The organism is uncultured Bradyrhizobium sp., assembly GCF_936928535.1.
In the GTDB taxonomy this organism is placed as follows: domain Bacteria; phylum Pseudomonadota; class Alphaproteobacteria; order Rhizobiales; family Xanthobacteraceae; genus Bradyrhizobium.
Genome location: NZ_CAKZHY010000030.1, coordinates 17,193 through 34,033 on the forward strand (window position 1 = coordinate 17,193; position 16,841 = coordinate 34,033).

Here is a 16,841-nt window from a genome sequence, read left to right on the forward strand (position 1 = left end):
CGCGCGACCGAACCGGCCGCGTCTCGCCCTATCAGGAGCTTTGCATGCGGTTCATGTATATCGTCACCTCCAGTCAGCCCATGAAAGGCCCCAGCCCGGCGCTGATGGAGGCCATGCAGAAAATATCCGAGCGGGAAATCAAGGCCGGCCGGATGATCGACAATGGCGGGCTGATGCCGCTCGCGACAGGCGCGCGCGTGCGCATCATCGACGGCGAGCTTAGTGTGATCGATGGCCCGTTCATCGAGGCCAAGGAAGTGATCGGCGGTTACGCCATTTTCGAGCTGCGCGACAAGGCGGAGGCCCTGGCCATGGCCAAGGAATTCATGCAGCTGCACCTCGATCACATGCCGGGCTGGGACGGCACCTGCGAATTGCGGGCGTTTGCCACGCCCGGCGTGGATGGCGCCTGCGAGGTCGATGCCAAATCGGCGGTCGCCGCTCAGGCCTGATGGCCGCCATGCTTCCACACGGTCGGCGGCGATGACGGCCGCCGACATTGATCAGGCGGTCCGTGCCACTGTTCACGCAACCTGGCGCGTCGTGCAGCCGCGGCTGATCGCGACGCTGTCGCGGATGCTGCGCGATGTGCCGCTCGCGGAAGAGCTGACCCAGGACGCGCTGGTGGCGGCGCTGGAAGCATGGCCCGCCACCGGTGTCCCGGAGAATCCCGGCGCCTGGCTGATGACGGCGGCGAAGCGCCGTGCGCTCGATCATTTGCGCCGCGGCAAGATGCTGAGCGACAAGCACGACATGCTGGCGCGGGACATGTTGCAGGAGCAGGAGATCGTGCCCGATTTCGATGCCGCGCTCGACGACGACATCGGCGATGAATTGCTGCGGCTGATCTTCACCGCCTGTCATCCGGTGCTGTCGCGCGAAGCCCGCGCGGCGCTGGCGCTGCGCATGATCTGCGGGCTCACCACGTCCGAGATCGCGCGCGCCTATCTCGTGCCCGAAGCCACCATCTCCCAGCGTATCGTTCGCGCCAAGCGAACGCTGTCGAATTCCGGTCTCGCCTATGAGACGCCGACAGGCGAGGCGCTGTCGGAGCGTCTCGCCTCGGTGCTCGAGGTCGTCTACCTGATCTTCAACGAGGGCTATCTCGCCGCGCGCGGCGAGGAATGGCTGCGTCCGCAGCTCTGCGACGAGGCGCTGCGCATGGGGCGGGTGCTCGCAGGTCTTGCCCCGGACGAGCCGGAGGTGCACGGCCTCGTCGCCCTGATGGATCTGAATGCCTCGCGGGCCCGTGCGCGCACCGACGCGAGCGGCGATCCCGTTCTGCTGATGGACCAGGATCGCGCGCGCTGGGACTGGTTGCAGATCCGCCGCGGCCTGCGTTCGCTCGAACGTGCCGGCGAGCTCGGCGGCGCCGATGGATTCTACGCGCTCCAGGCCGCGATCGCGGCGTGTCACGCCAGGGCGGAAACCGCTGGCGCCACCAACTGGCGGCGCATCGCGCTGCTCTATGCTGAACTGGCGCGGCTGGTGCACTCGCCGGTCATCGAGCTCAACCGTGCGGTTGCGGTCGGCATGGCCGAGGGGCCGCAAGCCGGCCTCGACGTGCTGGATGCGGTCGCCGGCGAGCCGGCGCTGGCGGCCTATCACCATCTGCCGGCAGTTCGCGGCGATTTGCTGCAAAAGCTTGGGCGGCTCACGGAGGCGCGGCAGGCGTTTGAAGCCGCCGCGCATCTTGCGACCAACGGACGCGAGCGTGCGCTGATGCAGCGTCGCGCCGCCGCCCTCGACGCTCGGATGATCTAAAGCATGATCCGGAAAAGTGTGCGGCGGTTTTCCGAAAAGATCATGCTCAAACAAAAACTAAAGCGCGATGACGATTCATCCTAATCTCATCGCGCTTTAGATCGTCACCTTGGGCGGCCGCGCGGTGCCCTGGGCCCATTTCTCCAGTTTGCCGAGCATGCCCCAGGCGGTGAGCGCGAGCGAGATCGGCAGCGCGAATTGGCTCAGGCCCGGAACCGCACTCGCAATCGTCCCCAACAGCCCGGCAAGACCTCCTGCATTGGGGCTTGCGGTCACCGCGGAGAGCAGCGCGGTGATGAGCGAGCCGCCGATGCCGAGCGCGGTCTTCTTGCCGTCGAGCATCCTGCCGATGGTTTCGCCGAGCGCACCGTTGACCTGGCCGAGCACCGGCTTGCCGCCCTTGTTGAGAAGGGCGCTGAGCGGTCGACGCATCCACGGCTCCTTCGACAAAAGAGGAGAACGGGCCGCGCCCTTTCGGAACGAGCGATGTCACGCGATGCAGTGTTTCGCCGTTGCCGAGATAGGTATCGAAATCGAAATTGGATTCGCGATAGTGGCAGAGCCCGACGAACCACCAGGGCACGCCGGTCAGCCGCTCGACCTGTTGGTAGGTCGTCTTGCCGTTGATTGCGTTGCGTGCCGTTGCGTTGACCTCGGCACGGCGCGCGGGCCGGATCTGGAGATTGGCCCAGTTGCTCTCATACCCGCTGTTCAGGCTCTCGTATGACACCATGTCTGCTCCCGCGAATTGATAAAATATCGGCTCGTTGTGCAAAATCGGGCGTGAGCCAGGTGCCTCCATCGGCCGGCACGGGCTCTGAATGTGGTTCGGCAAATGTGGCAGGCCATCGCCGGAGTGGGTGTGAAATGGCTTACAGGCGCAGTGCGAATGGTTGCGGTCAAAGGACGCAATTATCCCTGCGACGCCATCCGGGAACCGGTCACGTGGCCGTCCGTTAACGACAGAGACGGTCCGGCTCGAGAATCCTGCAATGGCCAAGCGAGTCCTTGCGATCGGCATCGAACCCGGCAGCGCGGATTACAGCGCCTTTCCGCAGCTCACGCCGGCGCTCGTGCGCAACTTTATCGAAGCGCAGTTGCTGCGCCTGCGTGGCCTCGGCTACGAGGTCACGAGCTGCCTGATCGATCTCGATGCGACCGCTGAAGCTGTCGTGGCGGCGGCGTTGCGCGACGAGCGCTTCGATTGCGTCGTCATCGGCGCGGGCTTGCGCGAGCCGAAGGAGCGGCTGCTGCTGTTCGAGAAAGTGCTCAATCTCGTCCATCAACTGGCGCCGCAGGCTGCCATCTGCTTCAACACGACGCCTGCCGACACCGCGGAGGCCGTGCAGCGCTGGGTCGATCCATAATCGTGGGCAAATGCCTCCTTGCGGTGGTGCACTGTTCATGTTGCATGATATGATTCATGCAACCATGCCTTGAGTGCCACTTTGCCCGGATCCTTCGATGCTGAGAGCCATCGTCATCGTCATTCTTGCCCTTGCGTTGTCCGCCTGCGATGTCGTGACCGTGCTGAAGGATGGCATGCGTCAGGCTGCGGCGGTGGAAGGCGATCTCGAGCAGTCGACCGGCGTCAAGCCGCAGGTCGGCTTCAACTGGCACAATGGTCGCCTCACCTCCGTGACCGTTCTGTTTCCGAAGCCGTACGCGGCAAAGCCGCTCGGTGATCTCGCCGGCCTCGTGCGCGCGGCGGTAACCAAGGAATTCAAGCAGACGCCGGACGCGATCGTGCTCTCCTTTACCCTGGACAAGGAGTCTTCGATTTAAGGCGGCCTAATGATACCCACGGGTGTCGCGATACGCGGGGGCTTTGGCGCAAGGGGACAGCGCGTGCCGGCCTCAAACGATTATTCTGGCCCGGGATCGTCCCAGCCGCTATGACTGGCCGATCAGATCGGGAGGATTCGGAATGCTTCGACGCCTTGGAATTGCAGCGTGTTTCTCGGTTGCGATGGCCATCCCGCTCCATGACGCGATGGCGCAGGACGCCGTCGGCGGCGCTATCCTCGGCGGCGTCGGCGGAGCGATCGTGGGCGGTGCGCTTGGCGGTGGCCGCGGCGCGGCCATTGGTGCCGTCGTCGGTGCCGGCACGGGAGCTGCAATCGCCGCCGAAGGCGAGCGCCGCCGCTCCGGCTATTATGCCTATCAGCGTGGCTGCTACATGCAGCGCCGCGACGGCCGTTACGTCCCGGTCGATCCGCTCTACTGCTACTGAACCAGCGGCTCCAGCGCGGCGCCGGGGCTGGCTTCTAAGACTTGCCTGGCGCTTCCGGCATGATCTGGCGCAGCGGCTCCGGCGAGATCGAGATCTGGCCGGTGAACGGACGGTCGTGGGCCGCGATCAGCAGCACCGAGGTGGCGACGCCGGTCGCGAACAGGCCCACCGCGATCGATCCCAGGCGATTGTCGCAGATCACCAGCGCGAAATCAACCGTATCAGGCGCAGCCCTACGCACAGATCACCTGCCACGTCTTGCAGACGGCTTTAATACTGAAGTCGTTACTTGACTATCTGGTTGCGCGCTTTATACTGAAGTTTATACTTCACTAATGAGTAGGGCAGCCATGACTGATCAATCCGTCATCGAGAACACGTTTGTCATCGAGCGGACCTATCTCAAGCCGCCATCCTTGGTGTTTGCGGCTTTTTCCGACCCATCCAAGAAGCGGCGCTGGTTTGCCGAAGGTCCCGACCATGACGTCGAGCACTTCAGCATGGACTTCGCAGTCGGGGGCGAGGAGCGCGCCCAATACCGCTTCAAGAAAGGCACGCCCTTTGCGTTGGTTGTGCTCGGCTACGAAGGGCGCTTTCTCGATGTTGTTGCGGATCGCCGCGTTGTGACCGCTTCAACGATGACTCTGGGAGAGAGGCGGATCTCGGCATCGCTCGTGACCGCGGAATTCCGCCCAAACAATTCGGGCACGTTGTTGGTCCTGACACATCAGGCCGTTTTCTTTGAGGGCGCGGATGGCCCCAAAATCCGCGAAGCCGGATGGCGCGCGCTCCTCGATCGACTTGAGCCGGTGGTCTAGCCAGCACCAAAGGCGGGAGGAGCGTGTCAATGGCAACGTCCATGGCCTTGCGCATCGGCAAGGTCGATCGAATCCTGGACGCGCTTGGTGATTCCACGCGCCGCCGGATCATTCGTCTCTTAAGCGCCGGTCCAATGTCCGTGTCGGACCTTTCCAGGCCGCTCGGTATCACAGTGACCGCCGTGACCCAGCATCTACGCATTCTTCAGTCCTGTGCATTGCTCAAGTCCGACAAGAAGGGGCGTGTGAGGATGTGCAGCCTGGATATGTCGGGCTTTGAAACCCTTGAGCACTGGATCAGGGAACATCGGACTTCGTGGGAGCGTCGTCTCGATCGACTCGGCAGCATCCTGGAGGAGGATTAAACGTGAAGAAGCTGTTGATTGCGATCGGCGCGGGCGTGGGAGTGGTGACCCTGCTGGGAGGTGGCTTCGTTGCATGGGCGCTTGATGCCTACAGAGCCGATCCCCTCGCGCAGGCCCGCGCACTGCACGATCCTCGCGTCGTCATCAGCGAGCTCGATGGTTTCCTCGTGATTCGTCCGACTGCTGCCCCTTCAACAATTGGACTTCTGTTTTATCCGGGCCTGCGGATCGAGCCGAAAGCGTACCTCTCCAAGCTCGCTAAGCTATCCGCTAGGGCTCGGGTGAATATCGTCATTGGACGGCCGAGGCTCAACATCGCAGCCTTCTCGCTCGATCAAGCCGATGAAATGCGCAGGCAATTGACCGGGATCGAGCGCTGGTATGTGGGCGGCCATTCCCTGGGAGGCGCGGCAGCCTGTTACTACGCGAGCAAACACCGCCAAGACCTCGAGGGGATTGTCTTGTTTGGGACCTATTGTGGTTCCGACATCTCGAAATCCCAGCTCCGAATCCTGACCATCGCGGCGGATCGCGACGGCATCATGCCACCCCAGACGATCGGGCAGCATGCGTCGGAGCTGCCGGCTGACGCGCAAATCGTTCGTGTCGCAGGTATGGTCCATAGCCAGTTCGGAAACTATGGACCTCAATCTGGCGATGGCCAGCCTTCGATCGAGGATGGTCCGGCGAGCGAAGCCATTTCGGAAGCTGCCAAGGCCTTCTTCCGATGATTGGCTTTCTTCCATCGAGCCAGGATCGCTTCGCGACCAGCTAGATCAACCGCATGCCGCGCAGGCTCGCATGCCCGTTCTTGCCGACGATGATATGGTCGTGCACCGAAATCCCCAACGGCTTCGCGATATCGATGATCGCCTTGGTCATCTGGATGTCGGCCTGCGAGGGCGAGGGATCTCCGCTCGGGTGATTGTGCACCAGGATGATGGCGGTCGCCGAGAGCTCCAGCGCGCGCTTGATCACTTCGCGCGGATAGACCGGCGTGTGGTCGACGGTGCCGGTCTGCTGCACCTCGTCGGCGATGAGCTGGTTGCGCTTGTCGAGGAAGAGCAGGCGAAACTGCTCCTTGTCGGCGAACGCCATGCTGGTGCGGCAATAGGCGATCACCTCGTTCCAGGATGACAGCGCGTTGCGGCTGTTGACCTCGCCCTTGGCAACACGATGCGCGGCGGCTGCGATCAGCTTGAGCTGGTTGATTGCGGCTTCGCCGACGCCGTCGACCTCGCGCAAGCGCGCCACCGGCGCATGCACGACCTCGGCGAATGAGCCGAAGGTCTTGATCAGCGTCTTCGCCAGCGGCTTGGTATCGCGCCGCGGCAGCGCCGGAAACAGCGCCATCTCCAATAGCTCATAGTCGCTGAGCGCATCCGCGCCCGCGCTGTAAAAGCGCTCACGCAGCCGCTCGCGATGGCCGAGATAATGCGGCGTGTCTGGCTCGGTCTTTCCGGTCGGATCGCTGGGGCTGGATTTGGAGGGCATCGCGCGCAGCATTGCCGCGGAACCGCGCCTTTGCAATCGCAAATTGTGGCGAAATCTGCGGTCCGGCTACGCTCCCGGCATCAACACGGCCAGGCGGTCCTTGACCGGACGCGCGTACGTCGGCCTGCGGTGCAAAAAATTTCGACCTCACCGTTTCCAGCGACCGGTCCCGTTCGTCTTGATGGCTGTGGGTTCGCCAGATCCGCCATCCGGCGGGCCGGCCGGGCCCGCGATGGAGACAGACCGATGTGGCCGTTCGTACGCCTTTCACGCCGCACCATGCTTGCCCGAAGCGCAGCCGTGACGCTTGCTGCGGCTGCGCCGGCCTTGAGCCATCAGGCGAAATCGGAAACCGACGACCGCAAGGCTCGCCTTGATCGGGTGATCGATCGCGCCATTGGCGCGCGCCGCATCGTCGGCAGCGTCGTCCTGGTGATGCAGGATGGCGAAACCATCTATCGCCGTGCCGCTGGCTTCGCGGATCGCGAGGCCGCTGTGCCGATGCGCGAGGACGCCATGTTCCGCCTTGCCTCACTGTCGAAACCGATCGTCTCCGTCGCCGCCATGGCGCTGGTCGAGCGCGGCGGACTGGACCCGCAGGATCCCGTCACCAAATGGCTGCCGGATTTCCACCCGCAGACCGCGGACGGCAAGATCGGCGCGATCACCATCCATCATCTGCTCACGCACACGGCCGGCCTGTCCTACGGATTTCTACAGCCGCCGGACAGCCCCTATCAGCGTGCCGGAATCTCCGACGGCCTCGATCGGTCGGACATCACGCTCGACGAAGAGATCCGCCGCATCGCGGCCGCGCCGCTGCTGTACGAACCCGGCGCGCGATGGGGCTATTCGCTCGCGACCGACGTGCTCGGGGCGGTGATCGCCAAGGCGACAGGCGAGCCGTTGCCGGACGCCGTTCGCCGCCTCGTCATGAGGCCGCTGGCTATGGGCGACACGAGCTTCGTCGTCGAAGACGGCGCGCGGCTCGCGGTGCCCTATGTCGACGGCAAGCCGGAGCCGGCGCGCATGACGGACCCGCAGCTTGTCCCGTTCCGGGGCGCCGGGATCATTCACGCCTCGCCCTCGCGTGCGCTCGATCATCAGGCCTTTGCATCGGGTGGGGCCGGCCTTGTCAGCACGGCCGGCGATTATGCCCGCCTTGCCGAGGCGCTCCGCCGCGGCGGCGCGCCGGTCCTGAAGGCGCCCACGGTGCAGCGGATGATGACGAGCCAGATCGGAGATCTGAGCCCGACGGGGCTTCCCGCCTGGGGCTTCGGCTACGGGGCCTTTGTCCTGAGGGACAGCGTAGCGGCGAAATCGCCGCAAGGGACGGGAACCTGGACCTTCAACTGCGCCTACGGCCAGAGCTTTTTCGTGGACCCCGTCGCGAAATTGACCGTCATCGCCTTCACCAACACCGGGCTCGAGGGCGGCTTTGGTGCGTTCCCGATCGAAATTCGCGACGCCGTCTATGGGCGCGGCGATTAGACGAAAAAATCTTCGCCGCCGACCGTTTCCTTTTCACGTCCCATTCGTCTCAGCCTTGTGAACCCCGCCGGGCAGCCAGCGCAGTCTTCGAAGGAGAACCTCGATGCCAGAGATCAAAGCCACGCCGTCGCGACGAGTTGTCGTGGCCACCGGCCTCGGTGCCGGCGCCCTGCTCGCCGCCCAAATCGTCCCGTCCCACAGCCAGACCAGGAGCTCGAACATGGAAGCCACCATCCGCATCGGCAGCGATATCACCACGCTCGTCAACGTCTTCACGGTCGAGCCGGACAACCAGCAAAAGCTGGTCCAGCTCCTCAAAGAGGGCACCGAGACCTTCTTCAGCAAGCAGCCCGGCTTCATCTCGTCGAGTGTCCACGCCGGCAAGGAGGGCGGCCGCGCCGTCAATTACTCGCAGTGGCGGAACGCCCAGGACATCGAGAATTTCCGCAAGGATCCAAAGTTCGCGCCTTACATCCAGCGCCTGGCCGCGATCGCGAAGGCCGAGACGATCCTGTGCGACGTCGTCGTGGTCAACCATGCCTAATTTTTGGTGTGTGGCATCTCGCCCCCGTTTGACGTATCTCGCTTGTCGGTGACGCGGAGGTCCGGTTTGGCAGATGATGTGACGGGCAACGATGCCGGGGCGGTCCGACAGACCGCCCTTCAGGCTCTCGAACGCCTTGCCGTCGAGATGCGGCCGCAGCTGCATCGTTACTGCGCGCGCATGACGGGCTCAGTCATCGACGGCGAGGACGTGCTCCAGGATGCGCTGCTCAAGGCCTTCGAGGCCGCAGCGCGGACCGAGCCGCTGGACAATCCGGAAGGCTGGCTGTTCCGCATCGCTCATAACGCGGCGCTGGATTTCCTGCGCCGGCGTGCCCGCTACATTGCTGCCCATGCCGATGAAGATCTGGACATGATCCCCGCTTTGACCAGCCCCGTGACCGAGCGCGAGACCGTCACCGCGAGCCTCGGGACCTTCATGCGCCTGCCGGTGGCGCAGCGCAGCGCGGTGATCCTGCGCGACGTGCTCGGCTATTCCGTCGATGAGGTCTGCAGCATCATGTGCGGCAGCGTCCCGGCAACCAAGGGCTCGTTGCAACGCGGCCGCGCTCGCCTGCGCGAACTCGCGGCGGAGCCCGATGACGTCAGGCCTCCAGAACTCGAGGCGGCCGAACGCACCCGCCTGATGCACTATGTCGAGCGCTTCAACGCGCGCGATTTCGATTCCTTGCGCGACCTGCTGGCCGACGACGTGCGGCTGGAGATGGTCAACCGGACGCGCCGGGCCGGACGGCGCGACGTCAGCGAGTATTTCCATCGTTATGAAGAGACCAGCCCCTGGCACTTCGTGCCCGGCTTCGTCGACCGGCATCCCGCGATCATCGCGTTCGACCCGCAGGACCCGTCAGGCCCGCCGCGCTACTTCGTTCTCCTCGACTGGGAGAACGGCAGCATCGTCAACATCAGGGATTTCCTGTTCGCGCACTACGCGATCGAGGACGCGGAATTGTTCACGCTGGACTGACGGCGCCGAGGTGGAAGCAGATCAGCCGATCTGCATCTCGCCATGTCGCTCCGATAGCGTGAAGATCTCGACGCCGGTGGCGGTGACGCCGACCGAGTGCTCGAACTGCGCCGACAGCGAGCGGTCGCGCGTCACGGCGGTCCAGCCGTCGGACAGGATCTTCACATGCGGCTTGCCGAGATTGATCATCGGCTCGATGGTGAAGAACATGCCGGGCTTGAGCTGCACCCCTTCGCCGGGGCGGCCGATATGGATGATGTTCGGCTCGTCGTGGAACATGCGGCCGAGACCGTGACCGCAGAAGTCGCGCACCACGCTCATGCCCTGCGGCTCGACGAAGCTCTGGATGGCGTGGCCGATATCGCCGGTGGTGGCGCCGGGCTTCACGGCGGCGATGCCGCGCATCATCGCTTCATAGGTCACCTCGATCAGCCGCTCGGCCTTGCGCGCGATCGGGCCGACCGCATACATCCGGCTGGAATCGCCATACCAGCCGTCGACGATGAAGGTGACGTCGATGTTGACGATGTCGCCTTCCTTCAGCGGACGGTCGCCCGGCATGCCGTGGCAGACCACGTGGTTGAGCGAGGTGCAGGTAGAGTAGCGATAGCCGCGATACATCAGCGTCGCCGGATAGGCGCCATGGCTGAACGCGAAGTCGCGGACGAACTCGTCGATGCGATCGGTCGGAACGCCCGGGCCGACGATGTCGGTGAGCTCGTCGAGGCATTTTGCCACCAGAGCACCCGCCTTGCGCATGCCGGCAAAGGCGGCCGGCCCATGCAGCTTGATCTGTCCGGTCTTGCGCAGGGAGGTATCGGTGGCTTCGACGTAGCTCATGCGGGCGCTATCTTCTGGAATATGGCGGAAGGGCTTGATTTGAGGCCCTAATTTAATGATTGCGGACCTTGGTGCAAGCTTAGCCTACCCGCCATGCGTCTGAAAGCGGTCTCAATTCGGGACTTCTACGGTGGTTTCGACCGGCAGCGCCCCGCCGCGGACCCGGATTTCGCGGACGGGGTAGGGAACCCGGATGCCCTCGCGCTTGAAGGCGTCCCACAGCGCCAGCATCACGTCGCTCTTGACGGCATCCATGCCGTCGGGGTCCGCAAGCCAGAGCGTCAGCGAAAACTTCATGCCGGCCTCGGCGAACTCGGTCAGCAGGCAGTTCGGCGGCTTGCCCTTCTGCGCGCGCGGATGGGCGGACGCAGTCTCGATCGCGAGCTTGCAGACCAGCTTCGGATCGGCGTCGTAATTGGTGCCGAAGGTGATCTTCACCAGCGTGTTCTTGTCGGTGTAGGTCCAGTTGACGACCTTCTGCGTCACCAGATCCTCGTTCGGCACCAGGAATTCGCGGCCGTCGCCGGCGGCCACGGAAATGTAGCGCGTCTTCATCGCGCTGATGCGTCCCGTATTGTCGCCGATGGTGACGAGATCGCCCGGCTTCACCGATTTGTCGGCGAGCAGAATGATGCCGGAGATGAAGTTGGCGACGATCTTTTGCAGGCCGATACCGATACCGACACCGACCGCGCCGGAGAACACCGCGAGTGCCGAGAGGTCGATGCCGACGGTGCCGAGCGCAATCACGATCGCGATCGCAAGCAGCCCGATGCGGATGATCTTGATCAGCAGCACCTGGACCGACGGCGTCAGATCGGTGGTCGAGTTGATCTTGCTCTCGGCGAAATTGCTGGCGATGTTGGTGAGCCAGAGCGCGAAGATCAGCAATGCGCCGGCCTTGATCACCAAGAGCGGCGTCAGCCTGAGGCCGCCGAGGACGATGCCGTAGGTGTCGAGCAGGTCGACCGTGCTGTCGAACTGGCCGAGGATGGACAGCGCTGCGATGAACCAGGCCGTGACCGACACCAGCTTGACGATGAAGGCGTTGCGCAGCACCGAGGTCACGAGCCGGATCGCAAGCCAGGCGAGCCCGAGCTTGGCGGCGACCATCAGGAGGTAGCTGCGGCTCGGCCAGGTCGCATGATACATCACCACGCGCGAGATGATCACCAGCAGGGTGAACACTGCCGTCGAGGCACTGGAAACCATCACGCAGGCGAAGTGCCGGAGCGGCAGCGGCCAACGCATCCCCACCGAGGTCATGTCGACGCGGTTGTGAATGGCGGTGTCGGCCGCATAGGCGATCCCGGCCGATGCCAGGATGAGCCCGAACTGCAGGTAGAACCAGGGCGATGCGATTTCCGCCCCGACGCTGCGCGCAGTCGTCTGCACGAACTCCATGAGGTCTTTGAGGTCCATGTCCATCTGATGGTCTCGGGGAAGCGGTCGGGCGGGTTGATTCGGAAGTGCTGCAGAATTCCACAAAGGCTGCAGCCGGGCCATCGATACACCGTGAAATGCAGCGCGTTAAGGCCGCAAAACAAGGGCACATTGCCGCGAGGAGCGAAAATGGGTTGGCGCGGGAGTGTGGCGACGATAAGGATGCAATTCCAGCGATTTGTACCCGGAAGGTGGATGGCCTCCCTCGACTCTTTCAGTATCGCCATTCTGCTCGGCGCCGTCCTCGTCATGGCCGGCATCCTGTCGAGCCTGCTCGCGCTGCGCTTCGGTGCGCCGCTGCTGCTGGTCTTCCTCGCGATCGGGATGCTCGCGGGTGACGCGGGCCCCGGCCAGCTCCAGTTCAACGATGTCGGCACGACCTATCTGGTCGGCTCGGTGGCGCTCGCGCTGATCCTGTTCGATGGCGGCTTGAAGACGCGCTTTGCCAGCATTCGCATCGTGCTCGCACCGTCCGTGGTGCTTGCGACGGTCGGCGTGCTCCTGACCGCGCTGATCACGGCACCGTTCGCGAAATACGCGCTCGACCTCAACTGGACCGAGTCGCTGCTGGTCGGCGCGGTGGTGGCCTCGACCGACGCGGCCGCCGTGTTCCTCCTGGTGCACACCCAGGGCCTGCGCCTGCGCCCGCGCGTCGGCGCGACGCTGGAAGCGGAATCCGGCACCAACGATCCGTTCGCGATCTTCCTCACCTTGATGCTGGTCGAATACATCTCGCTGGGCTCGAGCACGCCAGGCCATGTGATGATGGAGTTTATCCAGGAGGCGCTGCTCGGCGCCGTCGTCGGCGTGATTGGTGGCCGTCTCGTTGTCATCGGGCTCAACAAGGTCGCGCTGCCACAGGGCCTGCACGCGCCGTTCGTGACCACGGCCGCCCTCGTGATCTTCGGCGGCTCGCAGATCATGCACGCCTCGGGATTTCTTGCCGTCTATCTCGCGGGCATCATCATCGGCAACCGGCCGACACGCGCGCATAATTCGGTGGTGGCGTTTCTGGATGCCGCGACCTGGCTGGCGCAAATCGTGATGTTCGTGCTGCTCGGCCTGTTGGTATCGCCGAGCCGGCTCGGCTCCAGCGTGCTGCCGGCGATTGCCGTCTCGCTGGTGCTGATGCTGGTGGCGCGGCCGATCGCGGTGTTCGTGTGCCTTGCGCCATTCCGCTTCAACTGGCGCGAAAAGATCTTCATCGCCTGGACGGGCCTGCGCGGTGCGGTCGCGATCTTCCTGGCGTCGATCCCGATGCTGGTCGGCCTGTCCAAGGCCTATCTCTATTTCGACGTCGCCTTCGTCGTCGTGATCATCTCGCTGTTGCTGCAAGGCTGGACGCTGGCGCCCGCCGCACGCAAGCTGCACGTCGCGCTGCCGCGCGCCGAGCGCGGGCCGCGCCGTGTCGAGCTCGATCTGCCCGGCCAGCTCGAGCAGCAGCTGGTCGGCTATCCGGTGCGACCGAAGAGCCTGTATTTCCGCCGCGGGCTGATCCCGTCCTGGTCGAAGCCCACGCTGGTGATCCGCAACGAGCACATTCTGACGCCCGTCGAGGCCGAGCCGGTCGCGCCCGGCGACTACATCTACCTGCTGGCGCCCCCGGAAAAGGCCGAGGCGCTCGATCGCTTCTTCGTCGACATGCAGCCGAGCACGGCGCCCGATCCGCATCTGCTCGGCGACTTCATGGTCTCGGGCGAGCACACGCTCGCCGAGCTCGCCGAGATCTACGGCGTGAAGGTGACCGAGGACGAGGGCAAGCTGACGCTGGCCGATTATTTCGATGTCCATCTCGACCGCGCGCCGAAGGAAGGTGCCGAGCTTGCATTGGGGGAGATCGTGCTAGTCGCGCGCAGCATCTCCGGCGGCCGCGTCAACGTCGTCGGCCTCCGCCTGCCGGAAGACGACGAGACGCCCGCACCGCTGACGCGGCGGCAGACGCTGCGCAAGAAGCTCGCCGAGCTGTGGACCGCGGTCGCGGGAGTCTAACCCCGGTCCGCAGCTGCCGTAGGGTGGGCAAAGGCGCCCTTGCGCCGTGCCCACCAACAGATGTGACGTGGGCACGGCGCGCAAAGAGCGCGCCTTTGCCCACCCTACGAGAGTCGTCGTTGTTTCCCTCAATGACGAGAAGGGTCTAAGTCAGCACCTTCACCCCGCCGAACGACGTCACGCGGCCCTGCCGGAGCATCACGATCTGCGTCGCGAGCTGGCGTAGCTCAGCGGCGTCGTGGCTGACATAGACCATGGGAACGTTGGCTTCGTCCCGCAGCCGCACCAGATAGGGCAGGATCTCGAGCTTGCGGGCCTCGTCGAGTGCACCGAGCGGCTCGTCGAGCAGCAGCAGGCGCGGCTTCGACAACAGTGCGCGGCCGAGCGCGACGCGCTGGCGCTCGCCCCCCGACAGCTTGCCGGGGCGGCGATCGAGCAGCGCGCCGATATCGAGCAGCTCGATGACGCGCGTGTACTGGGCAGCATCGGGCGCGAGCCGGTTCATCCGCCGGCCATAATCGAGATTCTGCGCGACGTTGAGATGCGGAAACAGCCGCGCATCCTGGAAGACGTAGCCGATGCGGCGGCGCCAGGTCGGGACGTGGATGCCGGCGGCAGTATCGTCGACGACATCGCCGTCGATGACGATGGTGCCGCGGTCGGGCCGCAGCAGCCCGGCGATCATGTTGATCAGCGAGCTCTTGCCGGCGCCGGATGCACCGAACAGGCCCGTGACGCGGCCTTCGCTGGTGAAGGTCGCGTGCAGCGAAAACTCGCCAAGCTGCTTTTCGACGTCGACCCGCAGCATGGTCAATTCCCGTGAAGGCGCGCGGTGGCGCGGCGGGCGAACCATTCGGCTCCGATCAGCGCGCCGAGCGCAATCACGATCGAGATGATGACGAGCCGGCCTGCGGCCGCGTCGCCATCCGGCGTCTGGATCAGCGAATAGATCGCGGAGGAAATCGTCTGGGTCTCGCCGGGAATGTTGGAGACGAAGGTGATGGTGGCGCCGAATTCGCCGATCGCCTTGGCAAAGCCGAGCACCATGCCGGCGAGCACACCGGGGAGCGCCAAGGGCAGCGTCACCGTGAAGAACACCTTGAAGGGCGCTGCGCCCAGCGTCTCGGCGGCCTGCTCGAGCCGGCGATCGATCGCCTCGATCGACAGCCGCATCGGCCGCACCAGCAGCGGAAACGACATCACGCCGCAGGCGAGTGCAGCTCCGGTCCAGCGGAAGGCGAACACGATGCCGAGATGATCGGCGAGGAAGCCGCCGACGAGGCCGCGGCGGCCGAAGGTCAGCAGCAGCAGGTAGCCTGTGACGACGGGCGGCAGCACCAGCGGCAGATGCACGAGCGCATCGAGCACCGACTTGCCCCAGAAATCGCGGCGCGCGAGCAGCCACGCCAGCGCAATGCCGAACGGCGTTGCCACCAGCGTCGCGATGATGGCGACTCTGAGCGAGAGCAGGATCGCCGTCCATTCGGCAGGAGAGATGTCGAGCATCAAAGGCTGGAAATCAGGTGGCAAAGATCAAGTTGTGGGGCTGATCAGGAATTTAAAGCCGTACTTTTCAAGAATGGTCTTGGCGGTCGAGGTCCGCAGGAAGGCGAGATAGTCGTTGGTCTCGCTCTTCGCGGTGGTGGTCGCCGCGACGGGATAGATGATCGCGGGATGCGAATCCGCCGGGAAGGTGCCGACGATCTTCACGCCGGGCTCGACCTTGGCGTCGGTGGAATAGACGATGCCGAGATTGGCTTCACCGCGCGACACCAGCGTCAGCGCGGCGCGCACGCTCTCGGCCATGGCGAATTTCGGCTCGGCCGCCTGCCAGGCGCCGAGCTTTTCGAGCGCCGCCTTGGCGTACTTTCCCACCGGCACCGACTTGACGTCGCCGGTCGCGATCCTGCCGTCGCCGGCGAGTTTTGCCAGGTCAAAGCCTTGCGCGATGGTGACGTTGTTGATCTCTGAATCCTTCGGCGCGATCAGCACGATGCTGTTGCCGAGCAGGTTGACGCGGGAGGCCTCGTTGATGGTCTTCTTGGAGGTGGCGTAATCCATCCAGTCGGTGTCTGCGGAAACGAACACGTCGGCCGGCGCGCCCTGCTCGATCTGCTTGGCCAGCACCGAGCTTGCGGCATAGCTGACGCTGAACTTGATTCCGGTCTTGGCGGTGTAGGCGGCATCGACCTCGTCGAGCGCGTTCTTCATCGAGGCCGCGGCGAAGACCGTGATCGTCTTGTCCTCGGCGTTCGCAGGCGAGAGGCCCGCGAGCATGACGAGGGCGGTGAAAAGTCCGGCGATGCGATACATGGCGTGCGCTCCGTGCGAGCCTGCGTGCGCAAACGCGCGCACAATTCTGGCGTTGGGTGGGTTGGCGACGGGCGGAAGCGCTTTCCACATGTCCCCGCAACGGCTTACGGCCGGCTGGGATATCGCAGTTCCCAAGGATAGCAGGCTGGGGCCCCAGGTCAAAGGCGACTATTTATTGCGCCGGCAGGATCGAAATCGACAGCGAATTATCCCTGGCACCGCTGATCTGGAGCACGAAGGGCTTGTCCGACAGTTCGTATTTCATGGTCTTGCGGATGCCGTCGCAATCGGTCGCGCCGCTGAAGGCGATGGGTTTGAGGGCATGCCCGTCCTGGACCAGATCGACCCAGGCCCCCGAGGACAGGCTGATCGTATAGAGCCCGGCCTTCACAGCCTTGATGCTGGTGAAGCCGGCAAAGGTGCCCTCCTTCGGCGCGCGCTCGGGCGGGGAGGTGCGAACCAACCAACTCCTCGTCATCCCGGGGCGCGCGCAGCGCAGATCCGGGATCCATATGTGGACGGCCCCCGTGGCACAAGAGCTTTGTCAGGTTTGATCGGATCGC

General features: G+C 64.5%; 19 protein-coding genes and 2 pseudogenes. 12 read left to right on the top strand and 9 right to left on the bottom strand.

What is annotated here, in order from left to right:
* Nucleotides 1-53 precede the first annotated feature (53 nt).
* A complete protein-coding gene (locus Q0687_RS03770) occupies nt 54-452 on the top strand; it encodes a YciI family protein (RefSeq protein WP_298872441.1) in 399 nt (132 codons plus the stop codon).
* A gap of 31 nt (nt 453-483) precedes the next feature.
* Nucleotides 484-1,764 carry an RNA polymerase sigma factor gene (locus Q0687_RS03775; protein WP_298872443.1) on the top strand — a complete coding sequence of 427 codons (1,281 nt, stop codon included), beginning with the start codon at nt 484-486 and terminating at the stop codon, nt 1,762-1,764.
* Nucleotides 1,765-1,860: 96 nt separating this feature from the next.
* Here the strand turns inward: Q0687_RS03775 and Q0687_RS03780 are convergent.
* Nucleotides 1,861-2,497 (bottom strand): annotated as a pseudogene (locus Q0687_RS03780) (hypothetical protein).
* A gap of 259 nt (nt 2,498-2,756) precedes the next feature.
* On the opposite strand from Q0687_RS03780, the gene Q0687_RS03785 reads away from it, so the two are divergent.
* The 3 genes from Q0687_RS03785 (at nt 2,757) to Q0687_RS03795 (ending at nt 3,997) form a co-directional block, all read left to right on the top strand.
* The gene (locus Q0687_RS03785) at nt 2,757-3,131 is read left to right on the top strand and encodes a hypothetical protein (RefSeq protein WP_298872445.1); all 375 of its coding nucleotides are present in this window, start codon (nt 2,757-2,759) and stop codon (nt 3,129-3,131) included.
* Between the two features lie 97 nt (nt 3,132-3,228).
* Complete coding sequence (locus Q0687_RS03790; RefSeq protein WP_298872447.1) at nt 3,229-3,549, top strand: hypothetical protein; 321 nt, start codon at nt 3,229-3,231, stop codon at nt 3,547-3,549.
* Nucleotides 3,550-3,691: 142 nt separating this feature from the next.
* The gene (locus tag Q0687_RS03795) at nt 3,692-3,997 is read left to right on the top strand and encodes a hypothetical protein (RefSeq protein ID WP_298872450.1); all 306 of its coding nucleotides are present in this window, start codon (nt 3,692-3,694) and stop codon (nt 3,995-3,997) included.
* A 34-nt stretch (nt 3,998-4,031) separates the two neighbouring features.
* Here Q0687_RS03795 and Q0687_RS03800 read toward each other — a convergent pair whose 3' ends face one another.
* Nucleotides 4,032-4,238: a hypothetical protein gene (locus tag Q0687_RS03800; protein WP_298872453.1), complete on the bottom strand. Its 207-nt coding sequence runs from the start codon at nt 4,236-4,238 to the stop codon at nt 4,032-4,034.
* A gap of 109 nt (nt 4,239-4,347) precedes the next feature.
* On the opposite strand from Q0687_RS03800, the gene Q0687_RS03805 reads away from it, so the two are divergent.
* Genes Q0687_RS03805 through Q0687_RS03815 form a run of 3 tightly spaced genes read left to right on the top strand, consistent with a single transcriptional unit; the run spans nt 4,348 to nt 5,911 of the window.
* A complete protein-coding gene (locus Q0687_RS03805) occupies nt 4,348-4,815 on the top strand; it encodes an SRPBCC family protein (RefSeq protein WP_298872456.1) in 468 nt (155 codons plus the stop codon).
* A gap of 29 nt (nt 4,816-4,844) precedes the next feature.
* Nucleotides 4,845-5,180: a metalloregulator ArsR/SmtB family transcription factor gene (locus Q0687_RS03810; protein WP_298872458.1), complete on the top strand. Its 336-nt coding sequence runs from the start codon at nt 4,845-4,847 to the stop codon at nt 5,178-5,180.
* A 2-nt stretch (nt 5,181-5,182) separates the two neighbouring features.
* On the top strand, nt 5,183-5,911 hold the full coding sequence (locus Q0687_RS03815; RefSeq protein WP_298872460.1) for an alpha/beta fold hydrolase: 729 nt from the start codon (nt 5,183-5,185) through the stop codon (nt 5,909-5,911).
* A gap of 40 nt (nt 5,912-5,951) precedes the next feature.
* Here the strand turns inward: Q0687_RS03815 and radC are convergent, their stop codons facing one another.
* Nucleotides 5,952-6,674, bottom strand: coding sequence for a DNA repair protein RadC (gene radC, locus Q0687_RS03820; protein WP_298872463.1), 723 nt, complete (start codon nt 6,672-6,674; stop codon nt 5,952-5,954).
* A 246-nt stretch (nt 6,675-6,920) separates the two neighbouring features.
* Between radC and Q0687_RS03825 the strand changes: the two genes are divergently transcribed.
* From Q0687_RS03825 to Q0687_RS03835, 3 genes are all read left to right on the top strand, one after another.
* Nucleotides 6,921-8,165 (top strand): serine hydrolase domain-containing protein, encoded by a 1,245-nt coding sequence (locus tag Q0687_RS03825; RefSeq protein WP_298872466.1) that lies wholly within the window; start codon nt 6,921-6,923, stop codon nt 8,163-8,165.
* A 103-nt stretch (nt 8,166-8,268) separates the two neighbouring features.
* Nucleotides 8,269-8,709 (top strand): antibiotic biosynthesis monooxygenase, encoded by a 441-nt coding sequence (locus Q0687_RS03830; protein ID WP_298872468.1) that lies wholly within the window; start codon nt 8,269-8,271, stop codon nt 8,707-8,709.
* A gap of 66 nt (nt 8,710-8,775) precedes the next feature.
* Nucleotides 8,776-9,693: a sigma-70 family RNA polymerase sigma factor gene (locus tag Q0687_RS03835; RefSeq protein ID WP_298872470.1), complete on the top strand. Its 918-nt coding sequence runs from the start codon at nt 8,776-8,778 to the stop codon at nt 9,691-9,693.
* Nucleotides 9,694-9,714: 21 nt separating this feature from the next.
* Here the strand turns inward: Q0687_RS03835 and map are convergent, their stop codons facing one another.
* Nucleotides 9,715-10,533 (bottom strand): type I methionyl aminopeptidase, encoded by an 819-nt coding sequence (gene map, locus Q0687_RS03840; RefSeq protein WP_298872473.1) that lies wholly within the window; start codon nt 10,531-10,533, stop codon nt 9,715-9,717.
* Between the two features lie 111 nt (nt 10,534-10,644).
* A complete protein-coding gene (locus Q0687_RS03845; RefSeq protein ID WP_298872475.1) occupies nt 10,645-11,961 on the bottom strand; it encodes a mechanosensitive ion channel domain-containing protein in 1,317 nt (438 codons plus the stop codon).
* 210 nt (nt 11,962-12,171) lie between these two features.
* On the opposite strand from Q0687_RS03845, the gene Q0687_RS03850 reads away from it, so the two are divergent.
* Entirely contained in the window at nt 12,172-13,965 is a 1,794-nt protein-coding gene (locus tag Q0687_RS03850) for a potassium/proton antiporter (RefSeq protein ID WP_298872478.1), read from the top strand.
* Between the two features lie 145 nt (nt 13,966-14,110).
* On the opposite strand, the gene modC is transcribed toward Q0687_RS03850, so the two are convergent.
* The 4 genes and pseudogenes from modC to Q0687_RS03870 all read right to left on the bottom strand — a co-directional run.
* The gene (modC, locus tag Q0687_RS03855) at nt 14,111-14,773 is read right to left on the bottom strand and encodes a molybdenum ABC transporter ATP-binding protein (RefSeq protein WP_298872480.1); all 663 of its coding nucleotides are present in this window, start codon (nt 14,771-14,773) and stop codon (nt 14,111-14,113) included.
* Nucleotides 14,774-14,775: 2 nt separating this feature from the next.
* Nucleotides 14,776-15,471 (bottom strand): molybdate ABC transporter permease subunit, encoded by a 696-nt coding sequence (gene modB / locus Q0687_RS03860; protein WP_298872482.1) that lies wholly within the window; start codon nt 15,469-15,471, stop codon nt 14,776-14,778.
* 27 nt (nt 15,472-15,498) lie between these two features.
* Nucleotides 15,499-16,278 carry a molybdate ABC transporter substrate-binding protein gene (modA, locus tag Q0687_RS03865; RefSeq protein WP_298872484.1) on the bottom strand — a complete coding sequence of 260 codons (780 nt, stop codon included), beginning with the start codon at nt 16,276-16,278 and terminating at the stop codon, nt 15,499-15,501.
* 172 nt (nt 16,279-16,450) lie between these two features.
* Nucleotides 16,451-16,729, bottom strand: a pseudogene (locus Q0687_RS03870) (hypothetical protein); the annotation flags it as partial.
* Nucleotides 16,730-16,841: the final 112 nt, after the last annotated feature.

Bases quoted from the DNA above. Each gene is read 5' to 3' on its own strand.
- Q0687_RS03770 (WP_298872441.1), top strand. From the start codon at position 54: ATGTATATCGTCACCTCCAGTCAGCCCATGAAAGGCCCCAGCCCGGCG.
- Q0687_RS03775 (WP_298872443.1), top strand. From the start codon at position 484: ATGACGGCCGCCGACATTGATCAGGCGGTCCGTGCCACTGTTCACGCA.
- Q0687_RS03785 (WP_298872445.1), top strand. From the start codon at position 2,757: ATGGCCAAGCGAGTCCTTGCGATCGGCATCGAACCCGGCAGCGCGGAT.
- Q0687_RS03790 (WP_298872447.1), top strand. From the start codon at position 3,229: ATGCTGAGAGCCATCGTCATCGTCATTCTTGCCCTTGCGTTGTCCGCC.
- Q0687_RS03795 (WP_298872450.1), top strand. From the start codon at position 3,692: ATGCTTCGACGCCTTGGAATTGCAGCGTGTTTCTCGGTTGCGATGGCC.
- Q0687_RS03805 (WP_298872456.1), top strand. From the start codon at position 4,348: ATGACTGATCAATCCGTCATCGAGAACACGTTTGTCATCGAGCGGACC.
- Q0687_RS03810 (WP_298872458.1), top strand. From the start codon at position 4,845: ATGGCAACGTCCATGGCCTTGCGCATCGGCAAGGTCGATCGAATCCTG.
- radC (WP_298872463.1), bottom strand. From the start codon at position 6,674: ATGCCCTCCAAATCCAGCCCCAGCGATCCGACCGGAAAGACCGAGCCA.
- Q0687_RS03825 (WP_298872466.1), top strand. From the start codon at position 6,921: ATGTGGCCGTTCGTACGCCTTTCACGCCGCACCATGCTTGCCCGAAGC.
- Q0687_RS03830 (WP_298872468.1), top strand. From the start codon at position 8,269: ATGCCAGAGATCAAAGCCACGCCGTCGCGACGAGTTGTCGTGGCCACC.
- map (WP_298872473.1), bottom strand. From the start codon at position 10,533: ATGAGCTACGTCGAAGCCACCGATACCTCCCTGCGCAAGACCGGACAG.
- Q0687_RS03845 (WP_298872475.1), bottom strand. From the start codon at position 11,961: ATGGACATGGACCTCAAAGACCTCATGGAGTTCGTGCAGACGACTGCG.
- Q0687_RS03850 (WP_298872478.1), top strand. From the start codon at position 12,172: ATGGCCTCCCTCGACTCTTTCAGTATCGCCATTCTGCTCGGCGCCGTC.
- modC (WP_298872480.1), bottom strand. From the start codon at position 14,773: ATGCTGCGGGTCGACGTCGAAAAGCAGCTTGGCGAGTTTTCGCTGCAC.
- modB (WP_298872482.1), bottom strand. From the start codon at position 15,471: ATGCTCGACATCTCTCCTGCCGAATGGACGGCGATCCTGCTCTCGCTC.
- modA (WP_298872484.1), bottom strand. From the start codon at position 16,278: ATGTATCGCATCGCCGGACTTTTCACCGCCCTCGTCATGCTCGCGGGC.